The 16,563-nt window shown below is 54.3% G+C and carries 16 protein-coding genes; 8 read left to right on the top strand and 8 right to left on the bottom strand.

Annotation, left to right across the window (positions count from 1 at the left end; translation table 11 throughout):
• Positions 1–297: 297 nt before the first annotated feature.
• Entirely contained in the window at positions 298–858 is a 561-nt protein-coding gene (gmhB, locus tag RTY00_RS06655; RefSeq protein ID WP_008108445.1) for a D-glycero-beta-D-manno-heptose 1,7-bisphosphate 7-phosphatase, read from the bottom strand.
• A gap of 187 nt (positions 859–1,045) precedes the next feature.
• On the opposite strand from gmhB, the gene metN reads away from it, so the two are divergent.
• The 6 genes from metN (at position 1,046) to proS (ending at position 6,618) form a co-directional block, all read left to right on the top strand.
• Positions 1,046–2,077 carry a methionine ABC transporter ATP-binding protein MetN gene (metN, locus tag RTY00_RS06660; RefSeq protein WP_293797507.1) on the top strand — a complete coding sequence of 344 codons (1,032 nt, stop codon included), beginning with the start codon at positions 1,046–1,048 and terminating at the stop codon, positions 2,075–2,077.
• A complete protein-coding gene (locus tag RTY00_RS06665) occupies positions 2,070–2,723 on the top strand; it encodes a methionine ABC transporter permease MetI (protein WP_256695676.1) in 654 nt (217 codons plus the stop codon). The genes metN and RTY00_RS06665 overlap by 8 nt, the downstream gene beginning before the upstream one ends.
• Positions 2,724–2,760: 37 nt before the next feature.
• Positions 2,761–3,576, top strand: a complete 816-nt coding sequence (locus tag RTY00_RS06670; RefSeq protein ID WP_312663879.1) for a MetQ/NlpA family lipoprotein — start codon at positions 2,761–2,763, stop codon at positions 3,574–3,576.
• Between the two features lie 128 nt (positions 3,577–3,704).
• A complete protein-coding gene (rcsF, locus tag RTY00_RS06675; protein ID WP_312663880.1) occupies positions 3,705–4,106 on the top strand; it encodes an Rcs stress response system protein RcsF in 402 nt (133 codons plus the stop codon).
• The gene (gene tsaA, locus RTY00_RS06680) at positions 4,103–4,810 is read left to right on the top strand and encodes a tRNA (N6-threonylcarbamoyladenosine(37)-N6)-methyltransferase TrmO (protein ID WP_312663881.1); all 708 of its coding nucleotides are present in this window, start codon (positions 4,103–4,105) and stop codon (positions 4,808–4,810) included. Before rcsF ends, tsaA begins: the two co-directional genes overlap by 4 nt.
• A gap of 89 nt (positions 4,811–4,899) precedes the next feature.
• Positions 4,900–6,618 carry a proline--tRNA ligase gene (proS, locus tag RTY00_RS06685; RefSeq protein WP_312663882.1) on the top strand — a complete coding sequence of 573 codons (1,719 nt, stop codon included), beginning with the start codon at positions 4,900–4,902 and terminating at the stop codon, positions 6,616–6,618.
• A gap of 30 nt (positions 6,619–6,648) precedes the next feature.
• Here proS and arfB read toward each other — a convergent pair whose 3' ends face one another.
• Positions 6,649–7,059 carry an alternative ribosome rescue aminoacyl-tRNA hydrolase ArfB gene (gene arfB, locus RTY00_RS06690; RefSeq protein ID WP_008108459.1) on the bottom strand — a complete coding sequence of 137 codons (411 nt, stop codon included), beginning with the start codon at positions 7,057–7,059 and terminating at the stop codon, positions 6,649–6,651.
• Between the two features lie 214 nt (positions 7,060–7,273).
• On the opposite strand from arfB, the gene RTY00_RS06695 reads away from it, so the two are divergent.
• On the top strand, positions 7,274–7,474 hold the full coding sequence (locus tag RTY00_RS06695; RefSeq protein ID WP_036622231.1) for a YaeP family protein: 201 nt from the start codon (positions 7,274–7,276) through the stop codon (positions 7,472–7,474).
• Positions 7,461–7,724 carry a Rho-binding antiterminator gene (gene rof, locus RTY00_RS06700; protein ID WP_008108461.1) on the top strand — a complete coding sequence of 88 codons (264 nt, stop codon included), beginning with the start codon at positions 7,461–7,463 and terminating at the stop codon, positions 7,722–7,724. The genes RTY00_RS06695 and rof overlap by 14 nt, the downstream gene beginning before the upstream one ends.
• Positions 7,725–7,763: 39 nt before the next feature.
• On the opposite strand, the gene RTY00_RS06705 is transcribed toward rof, so the two are convergent.
• From RTY00_RS06705 to dnaE, 6 genes are all read right to left on the bottom strand, one after another.
• A complete protein-coding gene (locus tag RTY00_RS06705; protein ID WP_154154817.1) occupies positions 7,764–8,072 on the bottom strand; it encodes a c-type cytochrome in 309 nt (102 codons plus the stop codon).
• Positions 8,073–8,086: 14 nt separating this feature from the next.
• Entirely contained in the window at positions 8,087–9,388 is a 1,302-nt protein-coding gene (tilS, locus tag RTY00_RS06710; protein ID WP_312663883.1) for a tRNA lysidine(34) synthetase TilS, read from the bottom strand.
• A 54-nt stretch (positions 9,389–9,442) separates the two neighbouring features.
• On the bottom strand, positions 9,443–9,832 hold the full coding sequence (locus RTY00_RS06715; protein ID WP_008108470.1) for a VOC family protein: 390 nt from the start codon (positions 9,830–9,832) through the stop codon (positions 9,443–9,445).
• A gap of 65 nt (positions 9,833–9,897) precedes the next feature.
• The gene (locus tag RTY00_RS06720) at positions 9,898–12,045 is read right to left on the bottom strand and encodes a lysine decarboxylase LdcC (protein ID WP_312663884.1); all 2,148 of its coding nucleotides are present in this window, start codon (positions 12,043–12,045) and stop codon (positions 9,898–9,900) included.
• Between the two features lie 258 nt (positions 12,046–12,303).
• The gene (accA, locus tag RTY00_RS06725; protein WP_008108472.1) at positions 12,304–13,263 is read right to left on the bottom strand and encodes an acetyl-CoA carboxylase carboxyl transferase subunit alpha; all 960 of its coding nucleotides are present in this window, start codon (positions 13,261–13,263) and stop codon (positions 12,304–12,306) included.
• A gap of 12 nt (positions 13,264–13,275) precedes the next feature.
• Positions 13,276–16,563, bottom strand: a 3,288-nt coding sequence (gene dnaE, locus RTY00_RS06730) for a DNA polymerase III subunit alpha (protein WP_312663885.1), incomplete at its 5' end; no start/stop codon positions are given.

Here is a 16,563-nt window from a genome sequence, read left to right on the forward strand (position 1 = left end):
GATATCAATCCTGCGAGTGCCCACACAGATTGTCTGATAAATTGTTAAAGAGCATTGCGAGCAGCGGCTGAACCGTCTGTCGCGAGGTGGCGTATACTACGCTACTCTCCTTCGGAGTCAAACACTTTTTTCAGCGTTTTCATCCGGCGGGATGAATTTCTTCACTCCCTGCTGAGCCGTCTGCGTTGCCGCTTTGCCGTCTCAGTGGTGGCGCATTATAGGGAGTTATTCGGAGCTGACAAGTGCAAATTTCAAGTTTTTTGCTGTTCGCTTGAAATTTGCGCAAAAAGCCCGTTTTTAGGCCTTTTTGATGCGTGCAGGCAGCTCTGCCAGACTATTAATCACCCAATCTGCCGCTGCTTCACCTTCTGGCGTTACCGGCTTGCCGCTACGTACCAGCACTTTCGTACCTACACCCGCTGCTAACGCCGCCTGCATATCTTCTATTTTGTCGCCTACCATATAAGAAGAAGCCATATCGATATCCAGATGCTGTTGCGCGGAGAGCAACATGCCCGGCTGCGGCTTACGGCAATCACACTGCTGGCGATAGGCTTCTACTGTGGCATCGGGCAGATGCGGACAGAAATAGATGCCATCCAGATCAACATCGCGATCGGCCAGCGACCAATCCATCCATTCGGTGAGCTGCATAAACTGATCTTCGGTAAACATGCCACGCGCAATACCCGACTGGTTCGTCACCAGTACCAGCGCATAGCCCATCTTCTTCAGCGCCTGTAGCGCTTCGATGGTGCCATCAATGAATTCGAAATTATCGATTTCATGAACATAGCCGTGATCGACATTCAATGTGCCATCACGATCAAGAAAAATAGCCGGGACTTTGTTCGCCACGTAGAAACTCCTGCTGAAAATGTGTCGCTAAGTATCGCATGATTGCGTATAGCGAGAGAATGGCAGTTTGAATGACTTCCATTGATTTAGCCGTCTGGATGCCTTAACATCCATCCAAATTTCGCACAGCCCTGCTGAGTGAAGCCCGATACACCACGGACTATGCAACACGATAATAAATAAACTAATGATTAAACTCGAAAATATCACCAAAGTGTTCCAGCAAGGTTCACGCACCATTCAGGCGCTGTCCAACGTCAGCCTGCATGTGCCTGCTGGACAGATTTATGGCGTCATCGGTTCATCCGGTGCCGGTAAAAGTACACTGATTCGCTGCGTCAATCTGCTGGAGCGCCCAACCTCTGGACGCGTACTGGTTGATGGCCAGGAGTTAACCACGCTTTCCTCTGGTCAATTGACGCTGGCACGCCGCCAGATTGGCATGATTTTCCAGCACTTTAACCTGATGAACTCCCGCACCGTCTCCGGCAACGTGGCGCTGCCATTGGAGTTGGGCAATCTTTCACGCGAACAGATAAAGAAGCGCGTTAGCGAATTGCTGGATCTGGTGGGATTATCAGACAAGCATGATAGCTGGCCAGCGAATCTCTCTGGCGGACAAAAGCAGCGTGTTGCGATTGCCCGCGCACTGGCAAGCAATCCAAAAGTGCTGCTGTGTGATGAAGCCACCAGCGCACTGGATCCTGCCACCACGCGTTCGATTCTGGAGCTGCTGAAAGATATTAACCGTCGTCTCGGCATTACCATTCTATTGATCACCCATGAAATGGATGTGGTGAAACGCATCTGCGATCAGGTTGCGGTCATCAGCAATGGCGAGTTAATAGAGAAAGACAGCGTGAGCGAAGTGTTCTCACATCCGAAAACGCCGCTGGCGCAGCAGTTCATTCAATCGACATTGCATCTGGATATCCCCGACGATTACCAGCAACGCATGGCGCCACAGCCAACAGCCGAAAGCGTGCCGCTGCTGCGTCTGGAGTTCACCGGGAAATCGGTTGATGCCCCGCTGCTGTCTGAAGCAGCCCGTCGCTTCAACGTTAATAACAACATTATCAGTGCGCAGATGGATTACGCCGGTGGCGTGAAGTTCGGCATCATGCTGGCTGAGATGGATGGCAGCGAAACAGATACACAAGCCGCCATTGCCTGGCTGAAAGAAAATCATGTGAAAGTAGAGGTGTTGGGTTATGTCTGAAGCGATGATGTGGTTACTGACGCGCGGCGTCTGGGAAACGCTGATGATGACCTTCGTCTCTGGTTTCTTTGGTTTTGTCCTCGGTCTTCCGGTTGGCGTGCTGCTGTATGTGACACGTCCCGGCCAGATTCTGGCCAACAACGTGCTTTATCGCGTGCTGTCGGCGCTGGTGAATATCTTCCGATCAATTCCGTTCATTATCCTGCTGGTGTGGATGATTCCGTTCACCCGCGCCATCGTCGGCACTTCGATTGGCCTGCAAGCTGCTATCGTGCCGTTGACCGTGGGTGCCGCGCCGTTTATTGCACGTATGGTGGAAAACGCCCTGCTGGAGCTGCCAACCGGTTTGATCGAAGCATCACGCGCCATGGGCGCCACGCCGCTGCAGATCGTGCGTAAAGTCCTGCTGCCGGAAGCGCTGCCAGGTCTGGTGAATGCCGCTACAATTACCCTGATTACGCTGGTTGGCTACTCCGCAATGGGTGGAGCGGTTGGCGCTGGCGGTTTGGGCCAGATTGGCTACCAATACGGTTACATCGGCTATAACGCGACTGTAATGAACACCGTGCTGGTTCTGCTGGTTGTGCTGGTCTATTTAATCCAATTCTGTGGCGACCGCATCGTACGTGCTGTGTCCCATAAGTAAGCAAGCAACATCAATGGTCCTCTATTAAGGAAGGGATATGTCTTTTACATTTAAAAAGATTGCCGCTGTAGGTGCTCTGATTGGCGCAATTGCGCTGGCAGGATGCGATCAGAAAGCAAAAGATCCAAACCACATTAAAGTGGGTGTGATCGTCGGTGCTGAGCAGCAGGTTGCTGAAACTGCGGTAAAAGTGGCGAAAGAGAAATATGGCCTCGACGTTGAGCTGGTAACCTTTAACGATTACGTGTTGCCAAACGAAGCGCTGAGCAAAGGTGATATCGACGCTAACGCCTTCCAGCACAAACCGTATCTGGATCAGCAGATCAAAGATCGTGGCTACAAGCTGACTGCGGTGGCGAACACCTTCGTTTACCCAATCGCGGGCTACTCGAAGAAAATCAAATCACTGGATGAGCTGCAGGACGGTTCACAGATCGCCATTCCAAACGATCCAACCAACCTGGGACGTTCTCTGCTGCTGCTGCAGAAAGTGGGCCTGATCAAACTGAAAGATGGCGTAGGTCTGCTGCCAACTTCACTGGATATCACTGAGAACCCGAAAAAACTGAAGATTGTTGAGCTGGAAGCGCCGCAGCTGCCACGTTCACTTGACGATCAGCAGATCGCTCTGGCGGTGATCAACACCACTTACGCTAGCCAGATTGGTCTGACGCCAGCGAAAGATGGCATCTTCGTGGAAGACAAAGATTCACCATACGTGAACCTGATCGTTAGCCGTGAAGACAACAAAGACGCTGAGAACGTGAAGAAATTTGTTGAGGCTTACCAGTCAGACGAAGTGTCTGAAGCGGCCAACAAGATCTTCAACGGCGGCGCAGTGAAAGGCTGGTAATTTTCACCTTTCATGCCTTGCAGGGCGGCTTCGGCCGCCCTTTCTTTTGCCATAAATTGCACCTGACTTGTTATTTATTGTCGTCCTTGTTTCAATAACGCCACTTTTTATTACTTGAGGATGTTGCCATGCGTTTTTTACCGCTCTGCTTGTTGGCATTGATGCTAACCGGGTGTGTGCGTGAATATCACCCGATAAGCAGTGCTCCTTCTCGCCCGCAACAGGCATCCAGCGAGCCAGAACGCAAACCGACTCCACGTCCTGCGCCGGTGAAGATCTACACCGATGCGGCCGATCTGGTCAGCAACCCGTTCCGCGATTTGGGCGAAGTGTCCACTGAAGATTGCCAGAGCAGCAGCCAGGATTCACCTCCTAACATCAATACCGCGCGCAAGCGCCTGCAAATTAAAGCGGCCGGCATGAAAGCCAACGCAGTCCTGTTGCATAAGTGCGAAATTGTTACCAGCACGCCGGGATGCTACCGCCAGGCCATTTGTCAGGGTTCTGCACTGAAAGTCTCGAATCAATGAGTGACTTTGCCTTCGCGCAAATCGGCGTGATTCGTTCGCCGTGGAAAGAGAAGTTTGCCGTCCCGCGCCAGCCCGGTCTGGTGCAGGACGGCGGCGGCGAGCTGCATTTGCTGCCGCCTTATAATCAGCCGGAAGCGGTGCGCGGGCTCGAAGAATTCAGTCATTTGTGGGTGCTGTTTGTGTTTCACCAAACCATGGAAGGTGGCTGGCGTCCGACCGTACGTCCACCGCGCCTCGGCGGCAATACGCGTATGGGTGTGTTTGCCACCCGTTCAACCTTCCGCCCCAATCCTGTCGGCATGTCGCTGGTTGAGTTAAAAGGCATTCGCTGTGAGAAGCAGCAGGTGATCTTGCAGCTCGGCAGCCTCGATTTAGTCGATGGCACGCCGGTGGTGGATATCAAACCTTATCTGCCATTTGCCGAAGCGCTGCCAGATGCGCGCGCCGGATTTGCACAGGCGGCACCTGATGCCAGTATGCCGGTACGCTTTTCGCCGCTGGCGCAGAGCCAGCTTCAACAGCAGCAGAAAACCTATCCGCAACTAGCGCGTTTCATCACTGAGGTGCTGGCGCAGGATCCACGTCCGGCTTACCGTAAAGGTGAGACCGAAGATCGTGAATATGCCGCCTGGCTACTCGACTTTAACGTGCGCTGGCGCATTGATGCGGCAGGAACCGAGGTGATCGCCCTCGATCCCCGTTAAAACGCGCTTTTGAGTGATTGTTCTCGCTGGTACACTAGCCGCCAGAAAAATTTTGTCAGTCTCCTTCCGTATAACTGGAATCGTAATCAATGCGTACTACTCAATATCTGCTCTCCACTCTGAAGGAGACACCTTCCGATGCAGAAGTGATCAGCCACCAGCTGATGCTGCGCGCCGGCATGATCCGCAAACTGGCATCTGGTCTTTACACCTGGTTGCCGACCGGTATTCGCGTGCTGCGAAAAGTTGAAAACATCGTGCGTGAAGAGATGAACAACGCCGGTGCGATTGAGATCTCCATGCCGGTGGTTCAGCCTGCCGATCTGTGGGAAGAGAGTGGCCGTTGGGAGCAGTACGGCCCGGAACTGCTGCGCGTTAAAGATCGTCACGAACGTCCCTTCGTGCTGGGTCCAACCCACGAAGAAGTGGTCACCGATCTGATCCGCAACGAGCTGAGCTCTTATAAGCAGCTGCCGATCAATCTGTATCAGATCCAGACCAAATTCCGCGATGAAGTGCGTCCGCGTTTTGGTGTGATGCGTTCACGCGAGTTCATCATGAAAGATGCTTACTCGTTCCACACCACGCAGGAATCGTTGCAAGAAACCTACGACGCGATGTACCGCGCTTATAGCCAGAGCTTCAGCCGTATGGGCCTGGATTTCCGCGCCGTACAAGCTGACACCGGTTCTATCGGCGGCAGCGCATCACATGAATTCCAGGTGCTGGCGCTGAGCGGTGAAGATGACGTGATCTTCTCTAGCGAATCCGATTACGCAGCCAACATTGAGAAAGCCGAAGCCTTAGCGCCGGCTGGCGAGCGTCCGCAGGCAACAGCCGCCATGACGCAGTTCGATACGCCAAACGCCAAGACTATCGCCGAGTTGGTTGAACAACATCAGCTGCCGATTGAGAAAACCGTAAAGACGCTGTTCGTTAAAGCCAGCGAAGAGAGCGGCCACACGCTGGTTGCCCTGCTGCTGCGCGGCGATCATCAGCTGAACGAAATCAAAGCCGAGAAGCTGGATATCGTCGCTGAACCACTGGAGATGGCGAGCGAAGAACAGATTCGCGCGCTGCTCGGTGCCGGTCCAGGCTCACTCGGCCCGGTCGGTTTAACCATGCCAGTGATCGCCGATCGTACCGTGGCGAAAACCAGCGACTTCTGCGCTGGCGCTAACATTGATGGCAAGCATTTGAGCGGCATCAACTGGGGACGCGATCTGCCAGAACCTCGTGTGGAAGATATCCGTAACGTGGTGGAAGGCGATCCAAGCCCAGACGGCAAAGGCACGCTGCAGATCAAACGCGGTATCGAAGTAGGCCACATCTTCCAGTTGGGTACCAAGTACTCCGAAGCGATGAAAGCGGCAGTACAGGGCGAAGATGGTCGTAACCAGGTGATGACCATGGGTTGTTACGGTATCGGTATCACGCGCGTTGTAGCGGCTGCGATTGAGCAGAACAACGACGATCGCGGCATCATCTGGCCTGCAGCATTAGCACCGTTTGAAGTGGCGATTCTGCCAATGAACATGCACAAATCTTTCCGTGTGCAGCAGTTGGCTGAAGAGCTGTACAACACGCTGCGTGCCAAAGGCATTGACGTGATTCTGGATGACCGTAAAGAGCGTCCAGGCGTGATGTTCGCCGATATGGAGCTGATCGGCGTTCCCCACACCATCGTGATTGGCGATCGTAATCTCGATAACGAAGAGATCGAGTACAAGGCGCGTACCGCCAGCGAGAAGCAGATGATTAAGCAACATGACATCGTCGACTTCCTGGCGAAAGCCCTGAACAAGTAACGCTAAAACGCCTCCAGCCGGAGGCGTTTTTTATTGCACCTTTCCGCGCATCGCCTTCACGTTACTGCGCCGGGTTTTACCCTCCAGCCGCCTCACTTTAGAGCCGTGCGTGGGTTTGGTCGCGCGCCGCACTTTTTCCACCGTGGTTAATTCCTGAATCAGATTTATCAGCCGCTGCACGGCCGCTTCCCGATTCATTTCCTGGCTGCGATGTTCCTGCGCTTTGATAATCACCACACCCTCTGCGGTGATCAAATGATGGCTCGCCGCCAGCAGTCGCTCTTTGTAGAACGGCGGCAGCGACGATGCATGAATATCAAACCGCAGGTGAATCGCCGTGGAGGTTTTATTCACATGCTGGCCACCGGCACCTTGCGCACGGATGGCACTGAGCTCCACTTCATTATCTGCAAGTGAAACCGATCGAGACAGCACAATCATCTGTCACCTGCCGTTTGGCTCGACGTTGCGTCGTGTAATAACCTGTTCATCAACTTAACCTTTTGTGCGCACGCTGCGTGCATAAGACCAGCGCGAAATGTCACTTTTGCCCATTTCCTTGCATCATTCCCGTGACGACCGGGCTGATTTCCATGAAATTCCTGTGATATAGTCGCCTATCATCCAGAGTATCAACTCTGCTGAGGAGGTGTATGTGCAAAAGTATTGTGAGTTAGTTCGCCAGAAGTATGCCGAAATTGGTAGCGGCGACCTTGGGTATGTGCCAGACGCCATAGGTTGTGCGTTGAAGGCTCTCAACGATATTGCCGCTGATTCTGCGCTAAACTCTTCTCTCAGGGAACAAGCAGCGTATGCCGCTGCAAACTTATTGGTGAGCGACTATGTTGACGAATGAAGCCTATAAACCCATCAACTGCGATGATTACGACAACCTCGAACTCGCCTGCCAAAAAAACTGGACGCTGTCGTTAGAGTTAAAAAACGGCGATCAGCTCAAGGCGAAAGCCGTGGACATGGTCTCACGTAAAAACGTTGAGTACCTTGCCGTCGATCTCTCAGGCGAGACCCGCGAAGTGCGGCTCGACCACATCGCCAGCTTCACCCATCCGGAGCTGGGCACCGTCGTCGTTAGCGAAGACGAGTAAAACCTCTCTCGGGCGGGAATCACATCCCGCCCACCTCGCTTAAGGCTTTAACGAACTGTAATACGCCGATAAATCTGCCATATCCTGATCGCTCAATCCTGCCACAAACGCTTTCATCACTTCCGCCTGGCCACCGCTACGCTCGCCTTTTTTATAAGCTTGCAGTGAATGCAGCAGATAAGGCGCATGCTGCCCGGCCAGATTCGGATAGAGCGGCACAGCGCTTTTGCCCTCGGCACCGTGACACGCCATGCAGCTTGCCGCTTTTTGCGCGCCTGCATTCACATCGCCGTCGGCCAACGCCGGTAGCGCCGCAGCGAATAACGTCGCTGCCATCCAAAGTTTCATCATTGCTCTCCATTTTATTGTTGTGGTGACCAGATCGCCTGCCAGCCTTGCTCATTGCTGGCTGCGCCTTCACGGGTAATAAATAACCCCGGCGCGCTAATTAGCATCTGGTTAAAGTAAATCAGCGGGATACGTTCACGTAGCCAGGGCGCAATGCCCAACTCTTGCCATAGCTTCTTCATCTCGCGGCCGCCTGCGCGCCCCTGCAAGTGATAATAACCCTGCGCCTGGAAGCGGACGGTGATCGCTTCATCCGCTCCAGGCTGACGTAGCTCGGCAATCCACGCATTCGCCTGCAGCGAACCTAAACCGGCCGGTAAATCGAGCCGCTGCGTGCGGTCTTGCCAGGTTAGCGAGTGCTGACTAAGTGATGGCTGTGGCGTTAACCAATAGAGTTGTTGCCGATAGCGGCGCAGCTCAAAGGCGCCGAAGTGCAAACAGGGTTTGGCATCTTCACGGCTGTTGATGACTTCATCGGTGATGCGTTTCAGCGCCTCGCGAGAAGGCATCGCGCCGCCCTGTTGGGCAATCCAGCGGCGTAACAGCGCATGACGCCGCGCTTCACTCATGTTCATTAACGGTGGGAAGTGCAGCGCGCCCTGCGCATCGATAAACTGCGCCAGCTGTTCCGCCAGCAACTCGTCGAGCAATTGCTCCTGTTCGCCACACAGTGCGGCGCTGCGTGCACTGGCGGCGATGAAGTGCGGCCAGCGGGCCTGCAGCAGCGGCAGAATCTGTTGACGCAGGAAGTTACGGTCATAGCGGCTATCGGCGTTGCTTTCATCTTCAATCCAGCGCAGCTGATGCTCGGCAGCATAGTTTTCCAGCTGCTGACGGCTAACGTCGAGCAATGGACGCAGATGCCGATGTTCACCAACGCTGCGCTGCGGCGGCATCGCGGCCAAACCCGCCGGTCCGCTGCCGCGTTTTAACGCCAGCAGCAGCGTTTCCGCCTGGTCGTCGAGGTGCTGAGCGGTAAGTAAGTGCTCACCGGGTTGCAGCTGCTGAAACAGCGCCTGATAGCGCGCCTCGCGGGCGGCAGCTTCAATGCCGTTGGCGCGACCATCAACCTGCACATGCAGCACTTCACAGGGAATCTGCCACTGCTGGCAAAGGTGCTTGCAATGCAGCGCCCAGCTATCGGCATTCGGGCTCAGACCATGATGGACGTGTAACGCGCGCACACGCAATGCTGGCTGCTGACGTTGCCAGCAGACCAATTGATGCAGCAGCACGGTGGAATCGAGTCCGCCGCTGAACGCCAGCACATAGCCAGCGTCGGGTGTCAGCAGCGAAGCAAGATGAGATAAAGACATGAGCGCGTTCCGTCCGGGCGAGCCACCGAATTGCGGCTCGCGGCGGACGCTAGTTTACGCCTGATACAGCTCCAGCGGCAAACCATCCGGATCGGGGAAGAAAGTGCAGGCTTTACCGGTTAACGCATCAATTCGAATCGGCTCGCACGTCACGCCCTTCTCCGCCAGCGCCGCAATTGACTGCTCAACATCCTCAACGCAAAACGCCAGATGGCGCAGGCCGCAGGCTTCTGGCCCACTGACGCGTGGCGGCGGCGATGGGAAAGAGAACAGCTCGATGGTGTAAACCCCGTTCAGACCAAGATCGCCTTTCCACGAGTCGCGCTCGGCGCGGTAATATTCACCCAACAATTCAAAACCCAGCACATCACAATAAAACGCCTTACTGCGCTGATAATCGGTAGCAATAATGGCGATGTGGTGGATCTGTTTTATCTGCAGCATAGCGACTCCGGTTTTCACATAAGCCGCTTACCCTACGTGGCAAAAGCGGCATTGGAAAGAGGTGATTATCCGACTTCTTCACGCAATACGCGCACCAGATAGCGGCCATCTTCCGTCAGCGTTGCACCGTGAATATCGGTTTCGAAGCCGGGATAATGCCGACCAATAGTGCAAAGCATCAGCAGAAAATCGAGCACGGAACGGCTCTCTTCCGTAATCATCTCGCCCGGCATCACCACCGGCACGCCTGGCGGATACGGCAGAATCATGTTGGCAGAAATTCGACCCACCAGCTCGCGAATATCCACCGTTTCCACCTGACCTTTTACCTGACGCTGAAATGCCTGATGCGGCGTCATCTTCATCTCCGGCAGCACGTCGAACGCTTTCAACATCAGACGCGGCAGATCGTGTTGCAGGATCAACTGATGAATGCCCTGCGCCAACGTTTGAATGCGCATATTGCGGTAGAAGTCGGGATCTTCAGCATAGAGATCCGGCAGCATGTTTTTCACCCGCAGGTTGAGATCGTATGCGCGCTTAAACTCCGTCAGCCCACGCAGCACGCTCATCGCTTTGGTTTTATCAATGCCAATGCTGAACAGGAACAGCAGATTGTACGGCCCGGTTTTCTCCACCACGATACCGCGCTGATCGAGGAACTTAGCCACCAGCGCGGCTGGAATGCCCTCTTCCGCCATCTTGCCCAGCTCGCTCATGCCCGGCGTCAGAATGGTGACTTTGATCGGGTCGAGATACATATGATCGCGGTCGGCATGAGTGAAACCGTGCCAATCCTCTTCGCCCGGCTGGATCGGCCAGCATTCGGCTTGATCGACCTGCTCCGGCTGCCAGATATCAAAGAACCAGCCGTCGCACTCTTCCCGTAAGCGCTGAATTTCACGACGGAAATGCAACGCACGTTCAACCGAGCGGTTGATCAATCGCTTACCCGGATTACCGCGCAGCATCGCCGCTGCAGTTTCAATCGACGAGACAATCGCGTAGCTCGGCGAGGTGGTGGTATGCATCATGTAGGCTTCGTTAAAGGTGTGCTCGTCGTAATCACCTTTGATATGAATCAGCGAAGCCTGCGAGAACGCCGCCAGCAGTTTGTGCGTCGATTGCGTTTCATAGATCACTTTGCCGGGAATACGATCGCCGCTCATGCCACTTTTACCGGCATAAATCGGATGGAAATTGGTGTACGGCACCCACGCAGAATCAAAGTGGATCGATGGCACATCCAGCGTCTGTTTGATGAACTGCGTGTTATACAGCAGGCCATCGTAGGTTGAGTTGGTGATCACCGCATGCACCGGCCAGCTGGCGCGCGGCGTGGCATTGACCTTTTGCTGGATGCTGTCACGCGTGAACTCGCGCTGTGGAATGCCGCCCAGAATGCCCAGCGCGTTACGCGTCGGTTTGAGCCAGATCGGGATGATGTCGCTCATCATCAGCAAATGGGTCAGCGATTTATGGCAGTTGCGATCAATCAGCACCGTGCTGCCCGCTGGCGCCGCATACATGCCGACGATTTTGTTCGAAGTCGACGTACCGTTGGTGACCATGTAGCTTTGCTCGGCGCCAAAGGTACGCGCGACGTACTCCTCCGCTTCAAGATGCGGGCCGGTGTGATCGAGCAATGAACCCAGTTCTGTCACCGAGATCGAGACATCCGCTTTTAAAGTATTCGAGCCGAAGAAGTCATAAAACAAGCTGCCCACCGGGCTTTTCTGGAAGGCGCTGCCGCCCATGTGACCCGGCGTACAGAAGGTGTATTTGCCCTCTTTGACGTAGGTGAACAACGCCTTGGTCAGCGGCGGCGTGATGTTATCGATGTACTCATCGGTGTACTGACGAATATGCAGCGCGATGTCATCGGCGGCGCTCAAGGCATATTCGAAGAAGTGCAGCGCCATGCGCATCTCGTTGATGCTGACATCCATTTGCGAATGCGTGTTGATGAAGGCATACAGCGGCAGATATTCATTGAGCTGATTGATGTCGCTACACAGCGCCAGACTGTAATCGTCCCAGTCAAAAATCACCCCGCAGATACGCGGATTGTGTTCAATCAACTTCAGCAGGTCGCTGGCATTATTGGGGTAAACGGTTTGGAAGCCTTGCAGCTTAAGGGCGGCATCCAGTTCGCGAATAGGCTCATCTTTGTAGAAAGCGCCGTGCGGTCCCATGATCGCAATAATATTCAATGCTCACCTCCTGTGGTGTTGTGGCACTGAATAAGGATAGCGAAAAGCGCGCGCGGATAAACCTGGAATGCTCTGCTGTTGAGGTTCATCGCGCTTTGGGTTCTATGCTTGGGCTAGAAAAGTTCGCCATGAATGGCGACCCTACGGAAGACGATGCGGTTTTGTAGGGTCGCCATTTATGGCGACCAATGCGAAATTATCGATTAGCAGGCGTAAAAAAAGCGGACCGAGGTCCGCTTCTTGCTTCAGTTTGATGTATCAAGCGTAACCGTAGTTCATCAGGCGCTGATAGCGACGGTTGAGCAACTCTTCGGTGCTCAGCACATCGAGGTCGGCCAGATCCGCTAACAGCTGCTTTTTCAAGCTGGCAGCGATATCCACTGGATGACGATGTGCGCCGCCCAACGGTTCAGGAATGATGGAATCGATCAGCTTCAGCTCTTTCAGACGCTCAGCTGTGATGCCCATCGCTTCCGCAGCCAGCGGTGCTTTGTCGGCGCTTTTCCATAGAATCGACGCACAACCTTCCGGTGAAATTACCGAATAGGTGCTGTACTGCAGCATGTTGACTTTGTCGCCCACGCCGATGGCCAGCGCACCACCGGAACCGCCTTCGCCGATTACGGTACAAATCACCGGAATTTTCAGGCCAGACATTTCACGCAGGTTGCGGGCGATCGCTTCAGACTGACCGCGCTCTTCTGCACCCACGCCCGGATAAGCACCCGGCGTGTCGATGAAGGTGATCAGCGGCATCTTAAAGCGTTCAGCCATTTCCATCAGACGCAGCGCTTTGCGGTAGCCTTCTGGTGCCGGCATACCGAAGTTACGACGGATTTTCTCTTTGGTTTCGCGACCTTTCTGATGACCAATGATCATCACTGGACGACCGTCGAGACGGGCAATACCGCCGACAATCGCTTTATCATCGGCATAAGCACGGTCGCCAGCCAGTTCGTCGAAATCATCAAACGCGTTGCGGATATAGTCCAGTGTATAAGGACGCAGCGGATGACGCGCGAGTTGCGCCACTTGCCATGCGCCTAAATCGGAGAAGATTTTACGGGTCAGCTCGACGCTTTTTTCGCGCAGACGCTGCACTTCCTCATCCAAATTAATATCGTGTTTCTCATCCGAACGGCCAATCGATTTTAACGAGTCGATTTTCGCTTCAAGCTCTGCGATTGGCTGTTCAAAATCCAGGTAATTAAGACTCATAATGTTCCTGTTTTAGTCAAACTCCAGTTCCACCTGCTCCGATCCTACTAACGACCGCAAATCGTTGAGTAAACGATCGCTGGGCGAAATACGCCACGCTGCACCAAAGCGTAGCTTCGCTCGCGCATCGGCTCTCTGATAGTAGAGATGCACCGGAATGGTCCCGGAGCGATGAGGCTCCAGAGACTGGCGGAGACGGTTTAAAAGCTGGTCATCAATTTGCCTGTCCGTCAGCGAGATAGCAAGTCCGCGCGCGTATTTTTCCCGCGCTTCGTCGATGTCCATAACTTCCCGAGCGGTCATTTTAAGGCCACCGCTAAAGTCATCAAAGCTGACCTGTCCACTGACGATCAGGATACGGTCCTTCTCCAGCAACTGCTGGTATTTATCTAACGCATCGGTAAATAACATCACTTCAAGACGACCAGAACGATCGTCAATCGTACAAATACCAATTCGGTTGCCGCGTTTAGTGACCATCACGCGGGCGGCAATCACCAGCCCCGCCGCGACGGTTACTTTACCACGATCTGTCGGATGCATGTCTTTCAGGCGCATGCCGCCGACGTAACGCTCAATTTCTTTCAAATACTGATTAATTGGATGGCCGGTAAGATAGAGACCCAAGGTCTCACGTTCGCCATCCAGTTGAATTTGTTCCGGCCACGGCGTGATGCTGGCGTAGGATTTCTCCACCTGCTCCGGCTCTTCCGCCAGCACGCCAAACATATCGGCCTGGCCGATGGCTTCGGCTTTGGCATGCTGATCGGCCGCTTTTAAGGCATCGCCGAGCGCACTCATCAAGGCTGCGCGATGCGGGCCGAGACGATCGAACGCGCCGGACATGATCAGTTTTTCCATCACGCGACGGTTGATCTTTTTGGTGTCGGTGCGCGCGCAAAGATCAAACAGCTCTTTGAAGTAACCGCCTTCATTACGCGCTTCAATGATCGCTTCGATCGGACCTTCACCCACGCCTTTGATCGCGCCGATGCCGTACACGATCTCACCTTCATCGTTAACGTGAAACGGGTAGAGTCCTGAATTGATATCCGGCGGCAGCACTTTGAGGCCCATGCGCCAGCATTCGTCAACCAGGCCAACCACTTTTTCGGTGTTATCCATATCGGCGGTCATTACGGCCGCCATGAACTCTGCCGGATAGTGCGCTTTCAGCCACAGCGTTTGGTAAGAAACCAGTGCGTAAGCAGCGGAGTGCGACTTGTTAAAGCCATAGCCGGCGAACTTCTCTACCAGATCGAAGATTTTCATCGACAGTTCGCCGTCGACACCCATCTTCTCTGCACCGTCCTGGAACACCGAACGCTGCTTCGCCATCTCTTCGGGTTTCTTTTTACCCATCGCACGACGCAACATGTCTGCGCCGCCCAGCGTATAGCCCGACAGCACCTGCGCGATCTGCATCACCTGTTCCTGATACAGAATGATGCCGTAGGTCGGCTCCAGCACCGGTTTCAGGGTTTCGTGCTGCCACTGAATATCCGGATAAGAAATCTCTTCGCGACCGTGCTTACGGTCGATGAAGTTATCTACCATGCCCGATTGCAGCGGTCCCGGACGGAACAGCGCCACCAGTGCGATCATATCTTCGAAGCAGTCAGGCTTCAGACGTTTGATCAGATCTTTCATGCCGCGCGATTCAAGCTGGAACACCGCAGTGGTTTCCGAGCGCTGCAGCATGTCGAAACTTTTTTTGTCTTCCAGCGGAATGGCGGCGATATCAATCGGTGGCAAACCCTGCTTTTCACGGCGCGGGTTAATCATCTTCAGCGCCCAGTCGATGATGGTGAGGGTACGCAGGCCGAGGAAGTCAAACTTCACCAGCCCGGCATACTCCACGTCATTCTTATCAAACTGGGTAACCGGGAACTGCCCGTTCTCATCGCAGTACAGCGGCGCAAAATCGGTGATTTTGGTCGGCGAGATCACCACACCACCGGCGTGTTTACCGGCGTTACGCGTGACACCTTCCAGTTTCCGCGCCATGTCGATCAGCGCTTTCACCTCTTCATCTGCCTCGTAGATCTCCGGCAGCTGCGGTTCAGCCAGGAAGGCTTTCTCCAGCGTCATGCCTGGATCCGGCGGGATCAGCTTAGAGATACGATCGACAAAACCGTACGGATGGCCGAGTACGCGTCCCACATCGCGGATAACCGCTTTCGCTGCCATGGTACCGAACGTAATGATCTGCGATACCGCATCGCGTCCATACATATCGGCCACGTGATCGATCACCTGATCGCGTTTCTCCATGCAGAAGTCGACGTCGAAGTCGGGCATCGAGACACGTTCCGGATTCAGGAAACGTTCGAACAGCAGGTCAAATTCCAGCGGATCGATATCGGTAATTTTCAGCGCATACGCCACTAATGAACCGGCACCCGAACCACGGCCAGGACCAACGGGAATCCCGTTGTCCTTCGACCACTGGATAAACTCCATCACGATCAGGAAGTAGCCGGGGAAGCCCATCTGGTTGATAACAGTGAGTTCAATCTCCAGACGTTCATCATATTCCACGCGTTTTTCAGCGCGCACCGCCGGATCCGGGAAGAGGAATTCCATACGCTCTTCCAGGCCTTCGCGCGACTTCGCCACGAGGAAGTCTTCGGTGCTCATATCACCGGTGGGGAACTGCGGCAGGAAATACTCGCCGAGGCGCACTGTCACGTTACAGCGCTTAGCAATCTCTACGCTATTTTCCAGCGCTTCCGGGATGTCCGAGAACAGCTCGCACATCTCCTCTTCACTGCGCATATATTGCTGAGGACTGTAATTGCGCGGACGCTTGGGATCGTCCAGCGTGTAGCCGTCATGAATCGCCACGCGGATTTCATGCGCATCAAAATCTTCTTCATTGAGGAAGCACACTTCGTTGGTGGCAACGACGGGAATACCTTCGGCAATTGCCAGCTCGACGGCAGCATGCAGATAGGCCTCTTCATCGGCGCGACCGGTGCGCATCAATTCGAGATAATAACGATTCGGGAAGTGTTCCTGATAGAAGCTCAAACACTGCGCGACCATTGCGCTATTGCCGCGCAGCAGACTGCGGCCCACGTCGCCGCGACGCCCGCCAGACAGCAGAATCAGGCCTTCGCCCAGCTCCAGCAGCCAGTCGCGATCGATGATTGGGCCCGCAATGCCGTAACCGCGCTGATATGCACGTGAAATCAGCAAGGTCAGGTTTTGATAACCGGTGTTATTGGCCGCCAGCAGCGTTAACTGTGTCAGCTCATCGCCCATCAATTCGCTGGCAACCTGGAAGTCAGCACCAAT

The organism is Pantoea sp. CTOTU49201 (genome assembly GCF_032054795.1).
In the GTDB taxonomy this organism is placed as follows: domain Bacteria; phylum Pseudomonadota; class Gammaproteobacteria; order Enterobacterales; family Enterobacteriaceae; genus Pantoea; species Pantoea symbiotica.